Consider the following 19,962-nt stretch of genomic DNA (forward strand, 5'->3'; position numbering starts at 1 on the left):
CTAGAAGTTCGGCCGGGCCGGGACCGGCAAGGCAGCGCCAGTGGTCTTCGCGCCCGCCCGCGAGGGCGCGGTCCGTCGCGAGCCGGCGCTCCGGGGCGCCGGCGCGGGCTCCCGCGCGTGGGCGCTCGCGGTGGGGCTCTCGGCCGCTCCGAGGCGGGCCGCGCCGGCCGAGGGCTGCGGCTCGGCCGTGCGCGCCGGCTCGGGGCGGCTCTCGGGCGCGGGGCCCTGTGCGGTCGATGGTGCGGCGGCGGCCTGCGGCTGGCCCTGCGACGCAGCGGGCGGCGCTGCAGGCGCGGGCTCGGCGCTGCCGTCCCGCGCGGTCATGGCGCGCAGGGAGAACAGCGCGGCGCCGAGGATCACGAGCGTCGCCAGCCCCGCCGCCGCGACGACGGCGACGCGCCGCCGGTCCCCGGTCGGGCGAGCGGCCTCCTGGTGGACAGGGTGTACAGCGACCTCCAGGTGGTCTTCGCTGCTCCTCTGCGCCCGCACCGCCGGCCGCTCGGAGATGCGCCGCTGCTGCGCCCGCAGCGCCGGCCGCTCGGAGAGGGGCCGCTGCTCGCCGTCGCTCAGCCAGTGCACGGCGAGCGAGGTCCCGGTCACGTCCTCCACGACGCCGTTCTCGGTCGCCCAGCGCGCGAGCGCAACGCCCATCTCGCGCATGGTCCGCCACCTGTTGAAGCGCTCCTTCCCGAGGCCGCGCGCGATGATGGCCCACAGCGCCTCGTCGCCCACGCCGAGCGCGGTGATCGGCGTCGGATCCTTGACGAGGATCGCCGCCACGAGGTCGTGGTAGTTGCCGCCCTGGAACGGCTTCTGGCCGGTGATCGTCTCGTAGAGCACCACGGCGAACGCCCAGACGTCGGTCTGCCCGTCGACGTCGGTGATGCCGCGCGCCTGCTCGGGTGACATGTAATCGGGGCTGCCGAGCACCGTGCCCGCCTTGGTCATCTCGCCGCTCGCCGTCTCGCTCCACACCTTGGCGATGCCGAAGTCGACGATCTTCGGGGTGATGTCGCCGCGATCGTTCTTCACCAGGAAGATGTTCTCGGGCTTGAGATCGCGGTGGACGATCCTCCGGTCGTGCGCCGCGGCGACGGCGCTCGCGATGGGCAGGAGGATGCGGAGCGCCGCCGTGGGCGAGAAGCGCTTCCTGCGCTCGATCGCCTCGACCAGCTGCTCGCCCCGGAGCACCTCCATCACGATGTACGGGTCGCGGTGCTCGGACTCCCCGAAGTCGATCACGCGGACGATCGAGGGGTGATCGATCCGCGCGGCGGCGCGCGCCTCCTGGTGGAGGCGCACCGTCGCCTCGGTCGAGTTGACCTCGCGCCGGATGAACTTGATGGCGACGTCGATGTTGAGGACGTCGTTGTGGGCCAGCCACACCATCCCCATGCCGCCCTCGCCGAGGACGTAGCGCAGGCGGTATTTGCCGCCGATCACGTCGCCCTCGCGGTAGATGCGCCGCGCCGCCTTCCCCGGAGCGGGCGACGGCGCGCTGGCCTCCGGAGGCGGTGTCACGAGGGACGGATCGAACAGCTCCGGGTCGAGCGAGTCCGGAGCGCCGGCGCGCGGGAACGCCGCAGACGAGGCGAACGAGCGGTTCGCGCTCTCGGGCCGCGGGGTCGAGTCCGTCGACGAGGCGGGCGCGGAGAAGGAGCGCGGCGGCATGGAGCGATCGCAGTCTAACTTTGCTGGCCTCTCACAGCCATGGTCTCGCGCACCCGTACGTCGCTGCCTGCCCGCGCGCCGCTGCCTGCCCGCGCGGCGGCGCGCCGTCGGCGCATGGTCAGCGCGTGATCCATGCATGATCAGCGTACGATTCCGCAGGGATGCGCGCGCTCGCCTCGGGCGCACATATCGTGCGATGTGCGCCGGGCGCGGGCGGGGCGATGGCCGGACTTGTGCTCCACCAGGATCTTCACCCGCGGGCCGATGCGCACGGTGAGCGGGCCCGTGTGCTCGTGCACGTCGCCGTCGCAGACGTAGTGGACCACGCCCGACCTGGCCTCGAGCACCGCGCGCCGGGCGATCTTCTCGAACGTGTGCGCCTCGCCCATCGGCCGCGCCCGCCAGATATCGGGCAGCTTCCTGACGAAGCCGAGCGCGGAGGTGTGGATGCCCAGCATGTGGAAGCTCTCCGGGCGCTCGTCGTGGCGGTGGAACGGGCGGAACCCGAGGCCGATCTGGTCCACCGTGCCGGCGGCGACGGCGAGGTAGTCGCGGTCCGGGAACGCCGAGCCGTCCTCGAAGTGGACGCGGCCCTGCCAGCGCGCGGCGACCTGGGTGCCCGTGTTGAGGAGCACGGCGGCGCTCGCGCGGGCGAGGACCTTCGCGGCCCAGAGCGCGCTCCGCTCCTCGCTGCGGTTGTACTCGGCGATGAAGCCGTGGACGCAGCCGGTGCCGAAGATGAAGCCGTAGTGGGCGCCGATCTGCATCACATGGCGCTCGATCCAGCGCAGCGGGTGCCGGCCGCGGTCGGTGTAGCGGGCGATGAGCCCCGCGAGCAGGCCGTCGGGGCGCCCGCGGGGGACGCCCACGGCGTTGGCCACGGTGTTCATCGTCCCGCCGCGCAGGAAGGCGATCGGCGGCAGCGGCTCGTTCTCGTAGACGTCGAGGAAGCCGGTGATGGTGACGTGGTTCGTGCCGTCGCCCCCGGAGATGCCGAGCACGTCGATGGAGAGCTTCCTGAAGTCCTCCGCGATGCGGGCGAGGTCCTCGCGGGAGCGCGCGGCGCGGACGACGCCGTGGTCGCCGAGCGCGCGCGCGAGCCGGACCGCCGCGCGGGGATCGCTCAGGTTCTGCCGCGAGCGGGGGTTGATGATGACGCCGATGCCGCCCATCTAGAGCCGGCCTCGCGGCGACTTCCACCGCGGGTTGAGGTGGATCCGCACGACGTCCGCCATCAGGCCGATGTGGGCGCAGTGATCGGGTTTGTCGTCGCCGGTGTACCCGCGGACGTGGAAGTCGCCGCGGTCGAAGCGCCGGATCATGTCGAGGCCGAGCACGTCGGCGCGGGAGGAGCCCCTCGTCTTGCCCCGCAGCTGCCGCACGATGAAGTCCGCCGTCTCCGCCGTCGACGCGTAGCCGGGCGGCAGGATGGAGGAGTGGCTCATGAACATGAACGCCTCGCCCGCCGCGGCGCGCCTCGCGAACGCGATGAACGGCTCGATCTGCGCGACCTTGAGCTTGTGCTGCTGCTCGTCGGCGTACCCCGCGTGGAGCGAGTCGAGCAGCACGAGGGCGTCGACCCGCTTGCCGGCCGGCTGACGCAGGATCTGCTCGACGGCGCCGTAGCCCGCGCTCCACGACGAGAGGCCGAGCTTGCGGATGTAGGCCTTCTTCTTGCCGGTCTTCTTCGCGACGGCGCGCTCGATGCTGTCGAGCAGGTTCTCGAAGACGTACGGCGCCGAGAACGCGCTCGAGTACGCGCCGGAGCCGATGCCGAGATCGATGCCGACGAGGACGGCGCCCTCGGCGGTCTTCACGAACTCCTTCCGGAGCGCCTCGTGGCCGTGGAAGTGGATGATGACGTCGAAGCCGCCGCGCTTCGTGACCCCGCCCCGGTGGGGCATGATCATCTGCCCGATCGAGGGCGCGCGGGACCACCGGTCGTAGACGCCCCAGCCCGGATCGGGCGTCATGCAGGGGTTGATGTCCCCGCGGCGCTTCTTCGGGGGGGCGGCGCGGCTGCTCGTCGCCCCGGGCCTGTCGCGCCGCGCCGCGCTGCGCTCGTCCGAGGCCCCGGCGCCCGCGCCGCCCGACGGCGCGCCGGCCCCGGCGGCTCCGTCCGTCGGGGGCGCGCCGCCCTCCGCCGGAGGGCTGTCGGCCTGCGGCGCGGCGGCCTGCGGGACGGCCGGAGGGCCATCGGCCTGCAGCGAGGCGACGTGCGTCGCGGGCGGAGCGTCGTCGGCCTGCGGCGCGGCGGCCTTCGGAGCGGCCGTGTCCTGCGCCGCTGCAGGGGGCGCGGCGAGCCACCAGGTGGCGGCGAGCAGCGAGAGGAGCGCCCATCGCCCGGACGGCCGGCGGGCCTGCAGGGGGTGTCTCATGTCGGGAGCGCCTCCATTCCATGGAACGGCGTGCGGATCGAGCGCTCGGTGCAGGGCCGTCGCCGCGCTGTGTTCGCGGGGACACCCCGCGGGAGTTCTGGGGTCGCGCAGGGGGCAGGCGCGCCCCCCGCGCCGGCCGGCGTCAGGCTGCCGGCGTCACCCTGGCGGCGGCTTCCCGTGGGTGAGGGCGGCGCCCGCGTCGGCGGCGGCGAGGATGCGCTCCTCGGCCTGGGAGGCGAGCTTCTCGACCGCCGCGGCGGCGTCGGCGGGGGGCAGCGAGCGGAGGAACTGGATGAACTCGAGCTCTAGGCCGGGCTTCACGCCGCTCAGGACGAGCACGATGGGGATGGCCGGCTTCTCGACCTCGGCGAGCTCCGTGGTGCGGGCGCGCCAGCGGCCCGCGCCGAGGGCGAGGCGGAAGGCCCACTGCGCGCCGAGGCCGATGAGGAGGCCCGCCATGACGCCCGCGACGAACAGGTCGGCGTCCCTCGGGGCGAGGAGGGCCGCGGAGAACCCGCCGATGGCGGCGCCGATCACGAGGCCGGGCTCGCCGCTGTTGTGCGCCGCGGCGGTCTTCAGGATCTCCGCGGCCTGCATGCCCGGGCGCCCGCTGCGGACCGCGTCGCGCAGCGGGAGCAGCGTCGCGAGGCGGCGCATCGACGCGGCCCGCACGCCCAGGTAGCTGATGAAGAGGGCGCAGACCGTCAGCCCGACGCCGACGCTCACGGCGACGCGCCGCGAGAAGACGCCCTGCGGCAGCGGCTCGCGGACCATCGCGGTGAGCGCGCGCTCCCGGTCGCGCTCCGCGTTCGCCTTGAACGCCGCCTCGGCGTCCTTCGTGGCCTGCGCGACCTTGTCGGCCGGGATGTCGGCGACGAGCGAGAGCAGCTGCTTCGCCGCCTCGAACTGCTCGGCCTCGGCGGCGCCCGGCGGCGTGATCGCGGCCGCCTTGGCGATGGCCTCCCAGGCGGGGATGGCGTTCACCCGAGCCCCGAGGAGCGCCTCGGTCGCCTCACGGCAGCCCGACAGGGTCTTGACCTGCTTGTAGAGCGGCTGGGCGGAGGCCCACGCGCCCTGCTTGTCCGGCTCCTTGGGCTTCGGCGGCGGCGGCGCGTTGCGGGGCGCGCGCCCCTTGATGGTCGTCGCCGGCGGCGGCGGCGGCGCGGGGGGCGCCTGGCCCGGGTCGGGCATGCGCGCCGATTTCGCGGCCGCCTTGAACAGGTCGATCTCGACGATCAGCTTCTCGCCGGCGAGGGCGCACGCCCGCGCGGGCGCGACGCGGGCCTCGGACTCCTCGGCCTGGCGCCGCGCGCCCGGGTCGGGGACGAGCCTGCCCTCCACGGTGACGAGCCGGAGGACCGCCACGGCGATGCACAGGACGAGGATGGCCGAGGCGATGAAGGTGGCGCGGACCTCCTCGCGCCGGGTGTACTCGTTCACGCTGGCTCCCTCGGAAAGACCGGAGATGAGCAAGGCGCCGGCCGCGTCGGCGCGAGGTCGGCGCGCGCGAGCGCGGCCGCACGGCCGGAGCGGCACGAAGCGCCACGATCGGCGTCGCCGCCGTGACGGCAGGGGGACACCGAGGGAGCGTGAGCCCGTCGCATGCAGTTCACCGTTTAAACCAGATGCGGGACCGATACCACAGCGTCGCTCGCGATGGAGTCCGCTGCGTCCTCGCCGCCTCGCGGCGTCGCGGCCTCAGGGCGTCGTGTTTGCTTCCACGGTCGGGCGCGGCGGTCGGGCGTCCTGGAACTTGCTCCGTCCCGGGGCGCATCGTGTAAGGGTGCCGAGAAGGCGTGGAGGCTGCCGTTACATCCCACAAGCCCGTCGAACCCGCGGCCCAGGCGCGCGCCGCGCTGCCCGAGCCGGGAGCGGAGGCGCCGAGGCGTGACGTCTCCTCGGAGGCGCCCGGTGAGGCGGCGGCGCTCGGCGTGGCGGCGCCCGATGCGGTGGCGGGAGGGGCGAGCCGGGGCCTGTGGATCTCGTCGACCTACTTCGCCGAGGGCCTGCCCTACGCGATCGCGCACAAGGTGGCGGGGGAGTTCTTCACGGCGGCGGGGGCGAGCCTGGAGATCATCGGGCTGACGTCGCTCTACGGGCTCCCGTGGAACCTCAAGTTCCTCTGGAGCCCGCTTGTCGACCTCCACGGCAGCCCGCGGCGCTGGCTCGTGGCGGTCGAGATCGCGCTCGCCGCGATCGTCCTCGGGCTCGCTGCGGCGGCGGACAGCGGCGCGATATGGCTGGTGGCGGCGCTGTTCGGGGCGGTCGCGGTCGCCGCGGCGACGCACGACATCGCGGTCGACGGCTTCTACCTGCAGGCGCTCGACAAGGACGCGCAGGCGGCGTTCTCCGGGCTGCGGGTCGGCGCGTACCGGCTCGCGCTGCTCGCGGGCGCGCTGCTCGTCGCGTTCGCGGGCTGGGCGTCCTTTGGCGCGGCGTTCGCGGTCGCGGCAGGCGGGCTCGCGCTGCTCGCGATCGGGCACGCCGCGGGGCTGCCGCGCCCGGCCGCGACGCCCGGAGCCGGCGCCGCGCCCGGAACGACCGGGCTGCGGCGCTACATCGAGCCGTTCCGTGTGTACCTGCGGCAGCCGCAGATCGCGTCGAGCCTGGCGTTCATCCTCTGCTACCGGGCAGGGGACGCGCTCATGTTCGCGATGTCGTCGCCGCTGCTGAAGAGCCTCGGCCTCGACACGGCGGCGCGAGGCAACGTGGGCGGGGTCGGGACGGTCGCCTCGATCGCCGGCTCGATCCTCGGCGGGGTGATCATCAAGCGGTGGGGGCTCGCGCGGACCATCTTCCCGATCGCGCTCGTGCAGAGCCTGGCGATCCTGCTGTACGTGGCGCTCGCGTGGGCGCGGCCGGCGCTCCCGTGGGTCGTCGCGCTCGTCACGCTCGAGCAGCTCGCTGCCGGCGTCGGGACGGCGGTGCTCGCGGTGTTCCTGATGCGGCGCTGCGTGGACGGGTACAAGTCGTCGCACTTCGCGATCGGGTCGGCGCTCATGTCCGTCTCCGCGACGTTCGCCGGCAGCGCGAGCGGCTACCTGGCCGCCAGCGCGGGGTTCACGGCGTTCTTCGCGATCGCGTTCGCGGCGTCGATCCCGGGGGTCGTCCTGTCGCGCCTGGTGCCGCGCGACTAGCGGCGGGGGGCGGAGGGGACCGCGCTACCCGGCGCGCGTCCGCGAGCTCCAAAGGAGCGCGTCGGAGAGGACGTCGGCGACGGCGGCGAGCGCATCGTCGCCGCCGATGCGCGCGATGAGCGGCGCGAGCTGCTCCACGCCGCCCCAGCGGCTCAGGATGGAGACGAGCTGGGCCCGATCGGTCTCCTGGCCGAGGCTCATGGCCAACAGCCTCGCTGCGTCCGGGACCGACATCCAGGGCGCGCAGCTCACCACGCTCGCCAGGCCGTCGGTGTCCTGGTCATCGTGGTAGGCAGCGACGGCGCGCGCCGCGATCTCGGGGCGCGACGGCTCGGGGGCGGCGTGGCACAGGGCCACGAGCGCCGTGATCCGCGTGTACTCCGACCCGCCTCCGCCGCGCTCCGCGACGTCCACCGCTGCGTCGAGCTCGAGCACCTGGATCGCCTCGGCCGCGTGATCGCGCATGAGCCCCGCGGCAACCCAGGCCGGATCGAGCGCGGCCACCGCGTCGCGCGCTGCTTGTACGAGGGAGCGGCCGCCCTCGGTCGCCGCGGCGCGCAGCAAGGGATGCGCGGCGAAGATTCCACCCCCGCAGCGCTCCCTGATGACGTCGAGCGCACACCCGGGCGCGCCGAGATCGGCGAAGCGCACGGCCACGGTGCCGGCGGTCGGGAGGGCCTCGTCCAGCAACCTGCGGAGCTCGGCCACCCCGAGAAAGGGGAGCAGCGCTGCGGTGCACGCGTCGATGGTGTGCAACTCGGCGCCCTCGTCGTGGTCGGCGAGGAACGCATCGAACGACGCGGAGACAGCGCGGGCGCGCTCCTCGGTGGCCAGTCGTGGCAGGAGCGGCGCCAGCGCGTTCGCGCGCGACGTCGGTGGGAGGGACATCGCGGCGCGAAAGAGGGCGAGCGCCTGGTCCGGCCCGAGCCGTTCTGCCGTGGCGAGCTGCGCGAGCGCGCCACCCGGCCTCGCGCTCGAGAGCGCGCTCGATGGCTTGCTGGACGAGCGTTTCGGCCTCGGGCAGCGGCAAGAAGCTCGCGGCGGTGAGCCACCCGGCCAGGTAGAGGTCGGGCCCTTTCTCCGTGCGCCATGTGGCCGACACCGCCCACCGCGCGAACGTCGCTGCCTCGTCCCCGGATGCCGCGCGCGCCGCGGCGAACAACGCCAGCGCATCTTCCCAGCCATCGCCGCGCCATGCCGCGCCGGTCCGCCTCACGAGGTCGAGCGCGCGCCCGGTGATGCGCTCACGGAGCGATGGAGAGGCACGCTCGGCGAGCGCGAAGAGCGCGACGGCGAGCGCGCGTTCCGTGTCGTTCCACGCATCTCTGTCGGGCTGGTCCATCTGTGGGGGCCATGCGTGGTGCAAGGTCGTGAGCGCGCCCTGCGCGATCGCGAGCCTCACGACGCTGGATATCGCTTCGGACGGGATCTCGAGCGCGTCCGTCACATCGAGCGGCGCCGCCAGGGTGCACCGCGCGCGGCCCAGCTCCGCCCGGCGCGCAGCGAGATCGTCGCGTGAGCACGGCCACGCCCAGCGCGGGTCGCAGAGCGGGAGGAGGTCGGCGTGCGACGCGCCCGCGGCGACGAGGTGGTCGCCGACGTAGCGACGGAGGTAGGTGACGGGGCCCCGCTCGGCTGTATCGGCGCTCGTCCATGCACGAGCCACCAGCACGCGCGCGGCGGGCCCTGGCTCGTCCAGCACCGAGCGGCCGGGATCGTCCGGCCAGTCCACGCATGTGTCGGGCGCGACGAGGCCGACCAGGAGCTGTGGCTGGCCGTCCTCGCCGTCCCAGTTGATGATCCGGTTCACGAGGCTCGTGCGGACGCCGAAGTGATGCGGGTCATACGGCGTGCCCTGGGGCCACGGGCCCGCCGAGAGCTGCGCGAGCGCCTCTTCCTCGAAGGCTGCGCCATGGACGCGCCCAGCGTGGACGACGAGCGTCAGCGTCCCAGGACGCGCGATCGAACCGACGAAGCGCTCGACGACCGTGCTCTTTCCCGCGCCGGGCGGCCCATGGACGATGCACGCCGCCGGGCGGCCCGCTTCGTGCCAGGATCGCAGCGCTTCGAACGCTTTGGACTGACCTTTTCCAAAGAACCGTCCCACCATCGCGCGCTCCTGAGCCCGGGAAAGAGGCATCATCGCGGTCCTGATGCAAGAGTCCTCGATGGCCCTCTCCGAGCCGAAGGCGCGCGCCGACCGCGCGCTGAGCCTGCTCTCCCTCGGCCTCCTGGCGCTCCAGGCCGCGCTCGACCCGCCCGCGTTCCCGCGCGCGACGCTCGCCGTCGCCGCGGTCGCGGCCCTGGTGGCGCTGCTCGCGGCCCGCGTGGCGCAGGGGCCGGCGCGCGCCGTCGCCGCGCTCGTGGCGTGCATCGTGGTGGCGATGCGCCTCGGCGTCGTCTGGCAGCTCGCCATGATCCTGGCGCTCGCGGCCTACGGCGGCCTCGCGCGGCTCGCGCCCGCGCTGCGCCCGCCCGAGGGCTGGCGCGCGGCCGGCGGGCTCCCGAAGCGCTGGACGGCGCTCGTCGGCGGCGTCACGCCGGTCGCGCTCGTCGGGTGGCTCGCGTTTGCGCGGCCCGACCTCCGCGACATCACCGGCTCGGAGCTGCTCCAGGTGTCGACGCCGGTGCTCATCGCGGGAGGCGCGGTCTTCGCCGTGCTGAACGCCACGCTGGAGGAGGTGATCTGGCGCGGCGTGCTCCAGCCCAGCCTCGCGGCGGCGTGGGGCGCGCGCGTCGCGGTGGTCCTGCAGGCCGCCTCGTTCGGCGCGCAGCACGCGCACGGGTTCCCGCGGGGGCTGCTGGGCGTCTTCCTGGCGGGCAGCTGGGCCGTGATGCTGGGCCTGTTGCGGCAGCACACCCGCGGGCTCCTTGCGCCCGTGCTCGCGCACATCGTCGCGGACGCGACGATCGCCGCCCTGGTGATCGGCATGCTCCGCTGAGCGCGTCAGGGCCGGAGGCCGAGCAGCTCGAACGCGCCCAGCAGCGCCGAGCGCGGCCACGACCCCCGGCCGCTCGACGCGCGCCGCGAGGCGGGCAGATCCCAGAGCCGCTCGAAGTGCGCGGCGAACGCGGCGACGAAGGCCGGATCGCGGGTCTCGAGGTCGGTCTCGAGCCACGCGCGCGAGAACGAGTTGGGCGTGAAGTTGGCCTGGCCGCCCACGAGCATCGGCCGAGCGCCCAGCCGCGCCGCGGTCTTGAGGTGCATCATCGCCCCGCCGCGCGAGTCGTGCACGCGCAGCGCGAAGCGGTCCGGCCACCGCGCCTCGGCCTCGAGCGCGCGGGTGATCCCGTGGTGGTTGACCAGGTTGCGGATGAGCCACGCCGCCGCGGGCGGCAGCGGGAGCGCGTCGATGGAGTCGATCAGCACACGCACCCGGGCGCCGCGCGCCGCCGCGCGCTCGAGCGCCTCGAGCATCGGCAGGTCCGAGAGGTACGTGGTCGCGACGAGGAGCTCGTCGCCCGCCTCCGCGCCGTCGAACAGGTCCCTGAGGCGCTCGCGGATCGCCTCGTGCTCGACGAGCGCGCACGTCTCATCGCCCGCGGCGGTGAGCGCGCCGGGCGGCGGGAGGGGGACGCGAAGGCCGCCGGCGTAACCCGGCACAGGCGCGAGCGTGGGCGTCGGGGACGCACACTCCGTCCCGGGATCGTCGGACGCGCGCGCGGCGTCTGCGACGAGCGCGTGGAGCGCGGCCCGGCCCTCGCCGCCGATCGCCTGCGGGATGCTGAGCGCCTCGTCGATCGCCGCCATCGCGACGCGCCAGAGCCGGCGGGCCACGGCGCCCGTGAGCCAGAACAGGTTCTCGTGCCAGTCGAACGCCGCGTCGATGAAGTTGTGCGACGTGACGGCGCCGGCGCGCCCGCCGTCGATCACCAGGTTCTTCCGGTGGTCCTCGACGTTGTGCAGCACCTGCCAGCGGTTCTGGTGCTCGACCCAGTCCTCGATCGGCACGCGCACCCGCGCGTGGTCGAGGTGGAAGTTCATCCGGGGCAGGAGCCGGCGGCGCCTGTCGAACCGCGCGCCGAACAGGCAGGCGTTCAGCACGAGGACGCCCGCGTCCGCGAGGCGCCTCCGCACCAGCGCGCCGCGGCGGCGCGTCAGGGCGGGGTTCGCGGGCGTGTTGCTGTCCAGGATCACGACGACGGTCACGTCGGGCCGCGCGCGCTTCTTGGCGATCAGCCAGTCGGCGACGGTGTCGGCGTAGGGGAACGCGCCCGGGCGCGGCAGCAGCGTTGTCTGGTCGCCGTTCGCCGCGAAGAGGTACATCTGCAGGACGACGCTCCGCTCGGCGGCCTCGATGAGGTCGCGGCACGCGGAGAGGATGCCGTGGCTGTCGCCGATGTACGCGAGCCCGGAGCTCACGCGGGATCCGTGCGCAGCGCGCGCCGCAGCGCCCAGCAGAGGGGCCGCGCCCCCGCGAGCCCGCGGCCCTCCAGCTTGCGCGTGAAGCTCTCGGTGCCCCAGCGATCGGACTGCGTCGGGGCGCGCGCGCCGAGCCGCCGCCGCTGCGCGGCGTCGAGGCCCAGCTCGCTGCCGGCCGAGGCCACCAGGCGGCGCCAGGCGTCGCCGACCACGCCGTCGACGTACACCAAGAAGGGCAGCGCGAGGGCCGTCTGGACGGCGGCGAGCCAGCGCGGACAGCGCTCGTTCAGGTGCAGGAGCACGCGCTCGTCGATGGCGACGTGCGGCGCCTCCTCGCGCGCGTGCAGGGCCATGATCTCGGCGACGAGCGCCGCGCTCTGGTCGGGCCGGGCCTCGATCGCCCGCGGCACGAAGAGCGTGATCTCCTCGAAATACCACGCGAGCAGGAAGAACGTGCCCGCCGGGGCGAGGCGCAGCGCCGCGTCGTCGCCCCGGCCCCAGCGCAGGAAGCGCGGCGGGGCCGCGTCGGTCGGGTAGAGATCCGGGCGGAGCCTGTGCAGGAGCCGGCGGAACATCTCCGCGTGCGTGCGCTCCTCGGCGACGAAGCGGGCGACGACGGGCGCGGACAGGTACGGCGCGCGGTGGGCCGACCGCTCGAGGTACCGGATCACGTAGCCCTCGAAGTGGATGAACAGCTCGCACGTGAAGCACGCGAACAGCCGGTTGATCACGACGCGCTGGCGCTCGGTGAGCCCGAGGACCGCGACGTCCATGTAGTGCGCCTCGGGGATCACCAGCGCTTCGGGCGGGATCGGCCGCGTCCAGTCGATGCGGTCCCAGCGCCGGCGCACCGCCGTGTGGAGCCGGTCCTCCCTCGCGGCGGCCTCTCCGTCGTGGGGCGGCGTGCGGGGGCTGCCTTCGTGGCCCGGGAGCGCGGGATCGGCGGAGATCTGGAGGCTCACGATGGCACCGTCCTCTCGGTCGACGCGACCGGGCGTTCGTCTACTGCCGCGGGCGGTGGGCCGGCCGCGGGCGCTGGTGGCGACCACGTGGGCAGCTCGCAGAGCCCGCCGCCGAGGAAGAGGTGGTGCCACAGCTGCGTGGTGACCACGGCGGTGTAGCTCCCGTCGGCGACGATCCGCCGCGGGGCGAGCGCGGGCAGGATCCGCTGGAAGCGCTGCTCGCGCGCGACCTTCGCGGGCGAGAAGTAGCCCGTCTTGCGCAGCGACTCGGGGCTCATGAGCTGCGCGATCCAGCGGGGCTGGGGCCCGAGCGCGCAGAGCGCGTGGGCCTTGAACATGCCCTTGGGCGGGTCGGCGATGTCGCGCGGGAGCACCCGCCGCGCCACCTCGCGGAGGAGCCATTTCTCCCGCAGCCCGCGGAGCTTGTACAGGGGCGAGAGGCCGCTGGCGAGGTCGACGAAGGCCTCGTCGAGGAAGGGGTAGCGGTGCTCCACGCCCGAGCGCATCGCCGCGCGGTCGCCCTTGCCCACCAGGAGGTGTCCGGCCAGCATCAGCTTGTACTCCACGTAGAGCGACCGATTCAGCGGATCCCAGCGGCGCATCCGCGCCGGCGCGATGTCGAGCTCGGAGAACGGGTCGTGGCCCGCGACGCGATCGCCCATCGTATCCGAGTAGAACAGCCAGCGCGCGCGGGAGAGCGGCTCGTACAGGTCGAGGAGGCTCGGGCGAACGTCGCCGAAATGGTCCTGGAACGTGGGCGCGGGTGTGCCGGGCGCCGCGAGCTCGGCCAGCGTGGCGCGGATCGCGCGCGGCAGGGCGGCGTGGACGCGGGCGAGGCGCTCCAGGGCGCGGTGGGTCTTGTGCCAGACGTAGCCGCCCATCGCCTCGTCCGCGCCCTCGCCCGTGAGCACGACCTTGAACCCACGGCGCGCGGCGCGCTCGGCCAGGAGGAGCACGCACCCGTCGGCCGTGTCCATCACGGGGCCCTCGGCGGCCTCCACCACGCGCGGGAGGGCCTCGAGGATCTCCGTCGGCGAGGGCACCAGGGTCTCGAGCCGCGCGCCCAGGCGCGCCGCGCTGCGGGTCGCGCGGCGGCGCTCGTCGGGCCCGGCGCCGTCGAAGCCGACGGTGAACGACGCGATGGGCGCGTCGCCGCGGGCCTCCCGGGCGAGGCCGAGCACCAGCGTCGAGTCGAGCCCGCCGCTCAGGTACGTCGCCACCGGGCCGTCGGAGACGAGGCGGCGCTGCACGGCGTCGCGCAGGCAGGCGCGCGTCTCCTCGACCAGCGCGTCGAGCGAGGCGACGCGCCGCTCCTCGCCCTGGGCCGGAAAATCCAGGTCCCAGTAGCGCCGCTGCTCCACCGCGCCGCCCTGCGCGCGGAGGTAGTGCCCGGGCCAGATCGAGCGCACGCCGCGGAAGCACGTCCGCTGCGTGCCCGCGGCGAACAGCGAGAAGACATGGTCGATGCCCGCCGGATCGGCCTCGGGGCGCACGAGCCCGCTCGCCAGGATCGCCTTGATCTCCGAGGCCCAGAGGAGCCAGCCGTCCGCCACCGCGTAGTGGAGCGGGCAGATCCCGATCCTGTCGCGGCCGAGCAGCAGCGTGCGCGCCTCGCGATCCCAGAGCGCCACGGCGAACTGCCCGCGCGCGCGGGAGAACGCGCCCTCGCCCGCGTCGAGGTAGAGCCCGGGCCACAGCTCGGTGTCGCACCGCGTGCGCTGCGTGTGCCCGCGCGCAGCGAGCTCGCGGCGCAGCTCGGCGTGGTTGAACAGCTCGCCGTTGTACGAGACCCACACGCGGCCGCCCGCGTCGGCCATCGGCTGGCGGCCGCCCGCGACGTCGACGACGGCGAGGCGCCGCGTGGCCATGGCGATCCCCGGCGCTGAAAAGGAGGCGCCGTCGTCCGGGCCGCGGTGCCGCACGCTCGCCGCCATGCGGTCGAGGCGCGCGGGATCGAACGTGCGTCGCCCGGCGAGGTCCAGCGCTCCGACGATGCCGCACATGATCGAGCGTTACCTCCCCGTGTCCCCGAGCAGATGCCGCCGGAGCCAGCGCCAGCCGAGCCGCGGGCCGAGGCGCACCGCGACGGCGCGCACGAGCGGCCGGCTCGCGCGCGCGTACGCGGCGTATCCGCGCCAGATCCGCAGCGTTGCGCGCTCGATCGCGAGCGCGTCGCCGGGCGCCGGGGAGGCGTCCATGAACCGCGTGATGGCCTCGATCGACCACGCGGTGTGGCCCGACGCGGCGTTGTCGATCGTGTTGTGCAGGTCGAAGAAGTACGGGTCGATCCGGTGGCGCCGCAGGAGCGCGGCGGCCATCGCGTACCCGCGGCCGATGCCGGCCATCTCGATCGCGAGGTTGAGGCCGAGCAGCTCGGGCAAGAGCTCCGTGGACCCTTGCGCGAACGCGAGCCAGAGCACGGGCATCGAGAACGCCTGCGGGAGGAAGTCGGGCCGTTCGATGAACGCGCGCGTGTCGCACGGCGGCAGCGTCACGCCCTGCTCCGCGAGCGCTCTGCGCAGCACGTTGCCGTGGTGCTGGGCGGGTACGCCCGCACCGAGCTCGTCGCGGTAGATCCGGAGCAGGAGCGACGCGACCGGCGTGTGGAACGCGCCGGGGGCCGTCATGCCCTGGAGCCAGGCGCCGTCGATCACCGCCGCCGGCGCGAGCTGGGTGAGGAGCCAGACGGCCTCGCCGCGCGTGATCTCGCGTGCGATGCCCGCGTCGTCCTTGGGCTGCGTGCGGTCGCGCGCGGGGTGTGCGGCCGCATGCGGTCCCACCGTGGACCGCGCGTGGGCGTGGCCCTCCTCGAAGATCTGGTCGCGCAGCCGCGCGTCGACCCAGCGCGAGAGCCCCGCGGCGGACCAGGGCCAGCGCCCATCCACGGCGAGCCGGGCGGGGGACACTTCGCTGTGTACCTCTCGGAGCATCTCTTCGACGTGTGCCCGCGCGAGCGCGCCCGCCTCGCGGTCCACGTCCCCGGGCCCGTGGGCGCAGAGAAGCCGGTGGTACAGATCCGGGAGAGGGAGCCCTGCGCGCGCCTGGGCGCGAGGGGCGGCTCCGCCTCGGCGATTCACGTCGATCGAGGGCCCCTGGTGATCGACGCGCGGCGAGCCCTCACGCTCCTCCGCGCCGCGCGTCGCGCGGAGGGCGGCTGGAGGCTCCGGCGTCTCGGTCAGCGCGCGGATCCAGGCGCGCATCACGTCGACCTCGGCGTCGGTGAAGACGCCGAACATCGGCCCGCCGAACTGCACGGAGCGCGTGACCAGCGGGCTCTCGTCGGGCCTCCCCGGAACGATCCATGGCGAGCGCGCGAGGCGCAGGAGGACGCGACGCGCGTCGAAGCGCGCCGGATCGAACCCGTCGTCCAGCGCCTGTCCGTCGATCCGGACGTGGCCGTGAAATCCGAACGCGTGGCGCGCCTTCGCCTCGACGAGCGCCAGCATCGCCTCCCACGCGGACGGCGCGGCGGCGGGCCGGAGCGAGGCGAGCCACGCGCGCCGCGCGGCCCAGAGCGACCACGCGCCGCGCCACAGGCGAGACCAGTCCGGCGCCCCGCCCGCGGCGTGCGCCTCGAGGCACCGCCGCGCGAGATCGCGGGCCCGGCAGGCGGTCTCCGCGCCCGCCGCGTGCTCGGCGAAATACAGGCCGTCGCAGCGCGCGCGCGAAGCGGCCCGGCGCACCGCGGCGGGCGGGCCCAGCACCGTGGCCGCCGCGTGGTGGCCCAGCGCCTCGGGCAGCCTCGCGGCCCCGAGCTGCGCGACCCGGAGTCCCGGGATCGCGAGCGCGAAGTCCGCGTCGGCGAGGCAGACGGAGCGCTCGAAGGCGGGGCTCCCGAGATCGGGCAGCGCGAGCCCCGCGGCGGCCAGCGCGGCGCCGTACAGGGCGCCGTGGTGCCGCGCGGGGTCGCCCTCGCCGCACTCGAGATAGAACGCGTCGAGGCAGGCCGCGCCGAGCGCGCCGTCGGCGTGGCGCACGCGCACCGCCGCGGCGAGCCAGCACCCCTCGAGCAGCGCGGTCGGCGCGTAGCCGAGCAGGACCCGCGCCGGGTCGGCGCTCTCGTCGTCGGGCGCGGCGCCTCGCTCGTCCTCGTCCTCGTCGCGGAGCGCGGTCAGGGCCGCAAAGAGCGCCTCGATGCCGTCGGGGGCCTCGGCTTCCGGCGCGGGCTCGTCCGCGAGATCCTCCGGGGCAGGCTCGCCGGCCCGCAGCCTGCGGTAGATCGCGCGCGGCGACGCGTCCGAGGCGCGCGACCCAGGGCTCGCCGCGCGGTCTGATGCGACGGTATGAAGGGCGTTCATACGACCGGACGACGCAGGCTGCCGGCGTCTACCCGCATCTGAACGACGTTATGCGGGCGCGCGACCTGCGTCCACACAGGGCACGGATCTCACGCGAGCCGCTGCAGCAGCCCCGCGAGCCCCAGCGCCACCAGCGCCCAGCCGAGGCCCCGCACCAGGTGCCCGTGCCATGCGCCGAGCCGCTCGCGGTAGCGCGCCAGCAAGCGCCCGAGCGTCGCGAACCAGCTCACCACGCCCGCGGCTGCGCCCACCGCGAGCGCGGCCGCGTGGGCCGGCGCGACGGCGGGCGCGAGGGCAGGGTACGCGCGGAGCACGGCGCACGAGGCGATCCACGACGCCAGGAACGACGGGTTGAACGCGACGAGGACGAACCCCGTCAGGAGCGCCGACGTCGCGCGCCCGGAGGAGGGCGCCTCCGAGGCGCGTCGAGGTGCGAGCGCCAGGGCGAGGCCCATCGCCACGACGAGCGCGGCGCCGCCCGTTCGCAGGGCGCGATCGACCGCGGGGTGCGCCTCGAGGACCCACCCGAGCCCGCGCGCCGCGGCGAGCGCCCAGAGCCCCTCCGCGAGGGCTCCTCCGATGGCGAGCAGCAAGACGCGCCGGGGCTGCCCCGCGAGCGCGGCGGCCACGAGCAGGACGGCCAGCGGCCCCGCCGCCGGGATCGAGCCGAAATAGCCGAGCAGGAACCCCACGACCAGCGCGAGCGCCATGGTTCATCCGAAGCGCGGTGTGCGGCGGAGAGCTGCAAAGGATGGCCCGCAGCGCGCCGCGGGCGACGGGCGCGGGGGCGAGACGCGGTCGTCAGGCGGTTTCAACCCGGTCGTCGCCTTAGCGCAGCGCCAGCGTGAACGCGAGCCCGAGGCTCACGCGCAGATCATGGACCGCCTGCACATCCAGGGCGGGCGGCAGCAGCCGGTACTCGCCCTCGATCACCGCGGCGATGGGTTGATCGTCGATCGCGGCCAGGATCCTCTCGACGTGCGCGGCCGAGCGCACGAGGACTCGCCAGCGCTCTTCGCTCGTCCAGTGCGGGACGACGTCGCCTCGACCATCGAAGACCGTCAGCCCGTCGTCGCTCTGGAGCCGCAGCCGCAGCGAGCCCGCGGTCATGGGCGCGATCCGGTGGACCACCCTGGGCTCGCCGAGCGTGCGGCGCGCGGGCGCGGCCCGGGGAGAGGGGGACTCGGCGTAAGCGTCGATGTCGTAACGGACCCCGAGCCCGATCTCGAAGCTGCGGCCCGGCTCGCCGGTGCGCCACGGATCGAGCATCGCCGTGGCGCGCGCCACGCCGACCCGGATCAGCGGCGCTGACGATCCATCGCCCTGGCGCCGTGGGATCGAGGGGATGCTCACCCGGCCCACCTCGGCTTCCACGCCGATGTCGAAGGGGAAGGGGACCGCGATGGGCGGCGACATCGGCAAGACCACCCGCGGCGATTCGTCGTGCCGCAAGAACGACGCGCCGTACAGCGCCGCGTCGAGCGCGGGCACGCCGTCGAGCGCCTGCCCCGCCGGAGACACCCGGCCGGCGAGGACGCGGTGATCCGCCTGCCAGATCACGCGGCCAGGCCCGGAGCCCGTCACGCTGCGCGCGCGGTAGGACAGGCCCGCGTCGATCTCGGGCTCGATCTCGATCGCCCCGACCGCGCCCCGGTGCAGCGCGGACGCGACGCCGAGCCACACCCGGCTCGCCGGGTCGAAGCGCACGCGGAAGCGCCGGCCCTCCTCGGAAACGGCGGTATCGCCGCCGCCCGCGCGCTCGCTCTCCCCGCGCGCCGGCTCGGCGCGGCCGGCGCGCAGGGGGAGCGCCGCGGCCGCCGCCACGACGAGCAGCGCGGCGAGGTGGCGCCGAGCCGTCACGGGTCCTCGAAGACGGGCATCGGCTCGAACACCCGTGGGGGAGCCCAGAACGACACCCGCAGGCCGGCGGCGGCCTTGACCTCCACGTCGCGAATGTCGCTGTCGAGGTCGTTGCGGCTCACCCCCATCGCGGCGAGCCGCAGCGAGATGGGCTGATCGTTGATCGCGAGGAGGATCCCCTCGTAGGCGATCGTGGCCTCGAGTCGGTTCATCGCCTCTCCCCTCCCGGTCCCGGCCGCGATGCTCGGGCGCCGGTAGGTGAACGCGGTCGAGAGCGCGTGGAGGCCGCCCTCGCCGAGGCTGAAGCGCGATTTGATGGCGCTCGTCGGGCCGACGTACAGAGCGCCGGTGTCCAGGCCGTCGTCGATCTCCGATCGATGCTCCCAGTACTCCCCCAGATCGGCGCCCGCCTCGATCCGGATGTGGCTGTACATGTCGCTCGACTGCCACGGATTCCACGCGAGGTGGACCTCGCCGAACTCCACGTCGAGCGTGTCGCGGCGCGCCGGAGGGCGGTCGTTCACCGACACCACCCGGAAGCCCCAGCCCATCCGCGGCGAGATCGGGTAAAGCCGCGGCTTGCCCACGAAGGTGCTGAGCCAGTGGGCCGGCCGCCGGTGCAGGTGCTGGTAATCGTAGCTGAGGAGCACCCCGGAGAGCTCGAGATCGTCGAACGTGGCTGTCCCCTCGAGGATGCGCAGGTCATGGCGGGCGCGGGAGCGCGTCGAGAGCACGCTCAGGTGGATGCCGGCCTCGGCCCTCCCGCGGCCCAGGGGGAAGCTCGTGGGCACGGGGAGCCCGTTCTCGCCATGGAACGTGGGCAGCCAGGACGCGCCCAGGTAAAGCCGGTTCAGGAGATCGAATTTGACCTGAAATGCCTTGCCCTCGGCCGAGCGCGCGTAGCCCGGCGGCGCCTCGGGGATCGCGGCGACGAGGCGGGCGCCGCGCGCGGTGAGGGCCCGGTAGGCCGAGGCGTCTTCAACCTCGTTGCACGGCTGCACCTTGTCGAGCGCGCCGCCGTCGTGGGCCAGCTGATTGGGCGCGACGAGGCAGCGCTCGCCCTCCGGCCCTGACTCGCATTGAACGCGCACCGCGCCGCCGTTTGGCGACTTGATGCAGCGAACCGGCTTGTCCCAGGAGAGCTGCGGCGGCTCGCCGGGGCGAGCAGGCGCGGACCAGAGCATCGCCGCCGACAGGGGGGCGAGCAACGCGTGAATCCGAGGCAGACGTCGTCTCAAAGCACCCTCACGAGGCAAAGGAGCTCCACGGCGGCAAAGCCGCCCGCGCTGTACG

The 19,962-nt window shown here is 74.6% G+C and carries 14 protein-coding genes; 2 read left to right on the top strand and 12 right to left on the bottom strand.

Annotation, left to right across the window (positions count from 1 at the left end):
* From WMF45_RS11465 to WMF45_RS11480, 4 genes are all read right to left on the bottom strand, one after another.
* Positions 1-1,671, bottom strand: a complete 1,671-nt coding sequence (locus WMF45_RS11465; protein WP_437716946.1) for a protein kinase domain-containing protein — start codon at positions 1,669-1,671, stop codon at positions 1-3.
* Positions 1,672-1,811: 140 nt separating this feature from the next.
* The gene (locus WMF45_RS11470) at positions 1,812-2,843 is read right to left on the bottom strand and encodes a diacylglycerol/lipid kinase family protein (protein ID WP_437716947.1); all 1,032 of its coding nucleotides are present in this window, start codon (positions 2,841-2,843) and stop codon (positions 1,812-1,814) included.
* Entirely contained in the window at positions 2,844-4,049 is a 1,206-nt protein-coding gene (locus tag WMF45_RS11475) for a hypothetical protein (RefSeq protein ID WP_437716948.1), read from the bottom strand.
* A 156-nt stretch (positions 4,050-4,205) separates the two neighbouring features.
* Positions 4,206-5,489, bottom strand: a complete 1,284-nt coding sequence (locus WMF45_RS11480; RefSeq protein WP_437716949.1) for a hypothetical protein — start codon at positions 5,487-5,489, stop codon at positions 4,206-4,208.
* Between the two features lie 356 nt (positions 5,490-5,845).
* Between WMF45_RS11480 and WMF45_RS11485 the strand changes: the two genes are divergently transcribed.
* Positions 5,846-7,186 (top strand): MFS transporter, encoded by a 1,341-nt coding sequence (locus tag WMF45_RS11485; protein ID WP_437716950.1) that lies wholly within the window; start codon positions 5,846-5,848, stop codon positions 7,184-7,186.
* A gap of 24 nt (positions 7,187-7,210) precedes the next feature.
* Here WMF45_RS11485 and WMF45_RS11490 read toward each other — a convergent pair whose 3' ends face one another.
* On the bottom strand, positions 7,211-8,074 hold the full coding sequence (locus WMF45_RS11490; RefSeq protein WP_437716951.1) for a hypothetical protein: 864 nt from the start codon (positions 8,072-8,074) through the stop codon (positions 7,211-7,213).
* 1,280 nt (positions 8,075-9,354) lie between these two features.
* Between WMF45_RS11490 and WMF45_RS11495 the strand changes: the two genes are divergently transcribed.
* The gene (locus tag WMF45_RS11495) at positions 9,355-10,128 is read left to right on the top strand and encodes a CPBP family glutamic-type intramembrane protease (protein WP_437716952.1); all 774 of its coding nucleotides are present in this window, start codon (positions 9,355-9,357) and stop codon (positions 10,126-10,128) included.
* A gap of 5 nt (positions 10,129-10,133) precedes the next feature.
* Here WMF45_RS11495 and WMF45_RS11500 read toward each other — a convergent pair whose 3' ends face one another.
* The 7 genes from WMF45_RS11500 to WMF45_RS11530 form a co-directional block, all read right to left on the bottom strand.
* Positions 10,134-11,549, bottom strand: coding sequence for a phospholipase D-like domain-containing protein (locus WMF45_RS11500; protein ID WP_437716953.1), 1,416 nt, complete (start codon positions 11,547-11,549; stop codon positions 10,134-10,136).
* Entirely contained in the window at positions 11,546-12,511 is a 966-nt protein-coding gene (locus tag WMF45_RS11505) for a diiron oxygenase (RefSeq protein ID WP_437716954.1), read from the bottom strand. The genes WMF45_RS11500 and WMF45_RS11505 overlap by 4 nt, the downstream gene beginning before the upstream one ends.
* Positions 12,508-14,514 (bottom strand): asparagine synthase (glutamine-hydrolyzing), encoded by a 2,007-nt coding sequence (gene asnB / locus WMF45_RS11510; RefSeq protein ID WP_437716955.1) that lies wholly within the window; start codon positions 14,512-14,514, stop codon positions 12,508-12,510. The genes WMF45_RS11505 and asnB overlap by 4 nt, the downstream gene beginning before the upstream one ends.
* A gap of 9 nt (positions 14,515-14,523) precedes the next feature.
* On the bottom strand, positions 14,524-16,809 hold the full coding sequence (locus WMF45_RS11515) for an iron-containing redox enzyme family protein (RefSeq protein WP_437716956.1): 2,286 nt from the start codon (positions 16,807-16,809) through the stop codon (positions 14,524-14,526).
* Between the two features lie 89 nt (positions 16,810-16,898).
* A complete protein-coding gene (locus WMF45_RS11520; protein WP_437716957.1) occupies positions 16,899-17,519 on the bottom strand; it encodes a LysE family transporter in 621 nt (206 codons plus the stop codon).
* Positions 17,520-17,637: 118 nt separating this feature from the next.
* Entirely contained in the window at positions 17,638-18,669 is a 1,032-nt protein-coding gene (locus WMF45_RS11525; protein WP_437716958.1) for a hypothetical protein, read from the bottom strand.
* On the bottom strand, positions 18,666-19,877 hold the full coding sequence (locus tag WMF45_RS11530) for a hypothetical protein (protein WP_437716959.1): 1,212 nt from the start codon (positions 19,875-19,877) through the stop codon (positions 18,666-18,668). Before WMF45_RS11530 ends, WMF45_RS11525 begins: the two co-directional genes overlap by 4 nt.
* Positions 19,878-19,962 lie beyond the last annotated feature (85 nt).

It is taken from the genome of Sorangium sp. So ce448, from assembly GCF_051520915.1.
Classification (GTDB): Bacteria; Myxococcota_A; Polyangia; order Polyangiales; family Polyangiaceae; genus Sorangium; species Sorangium cellulosum_B.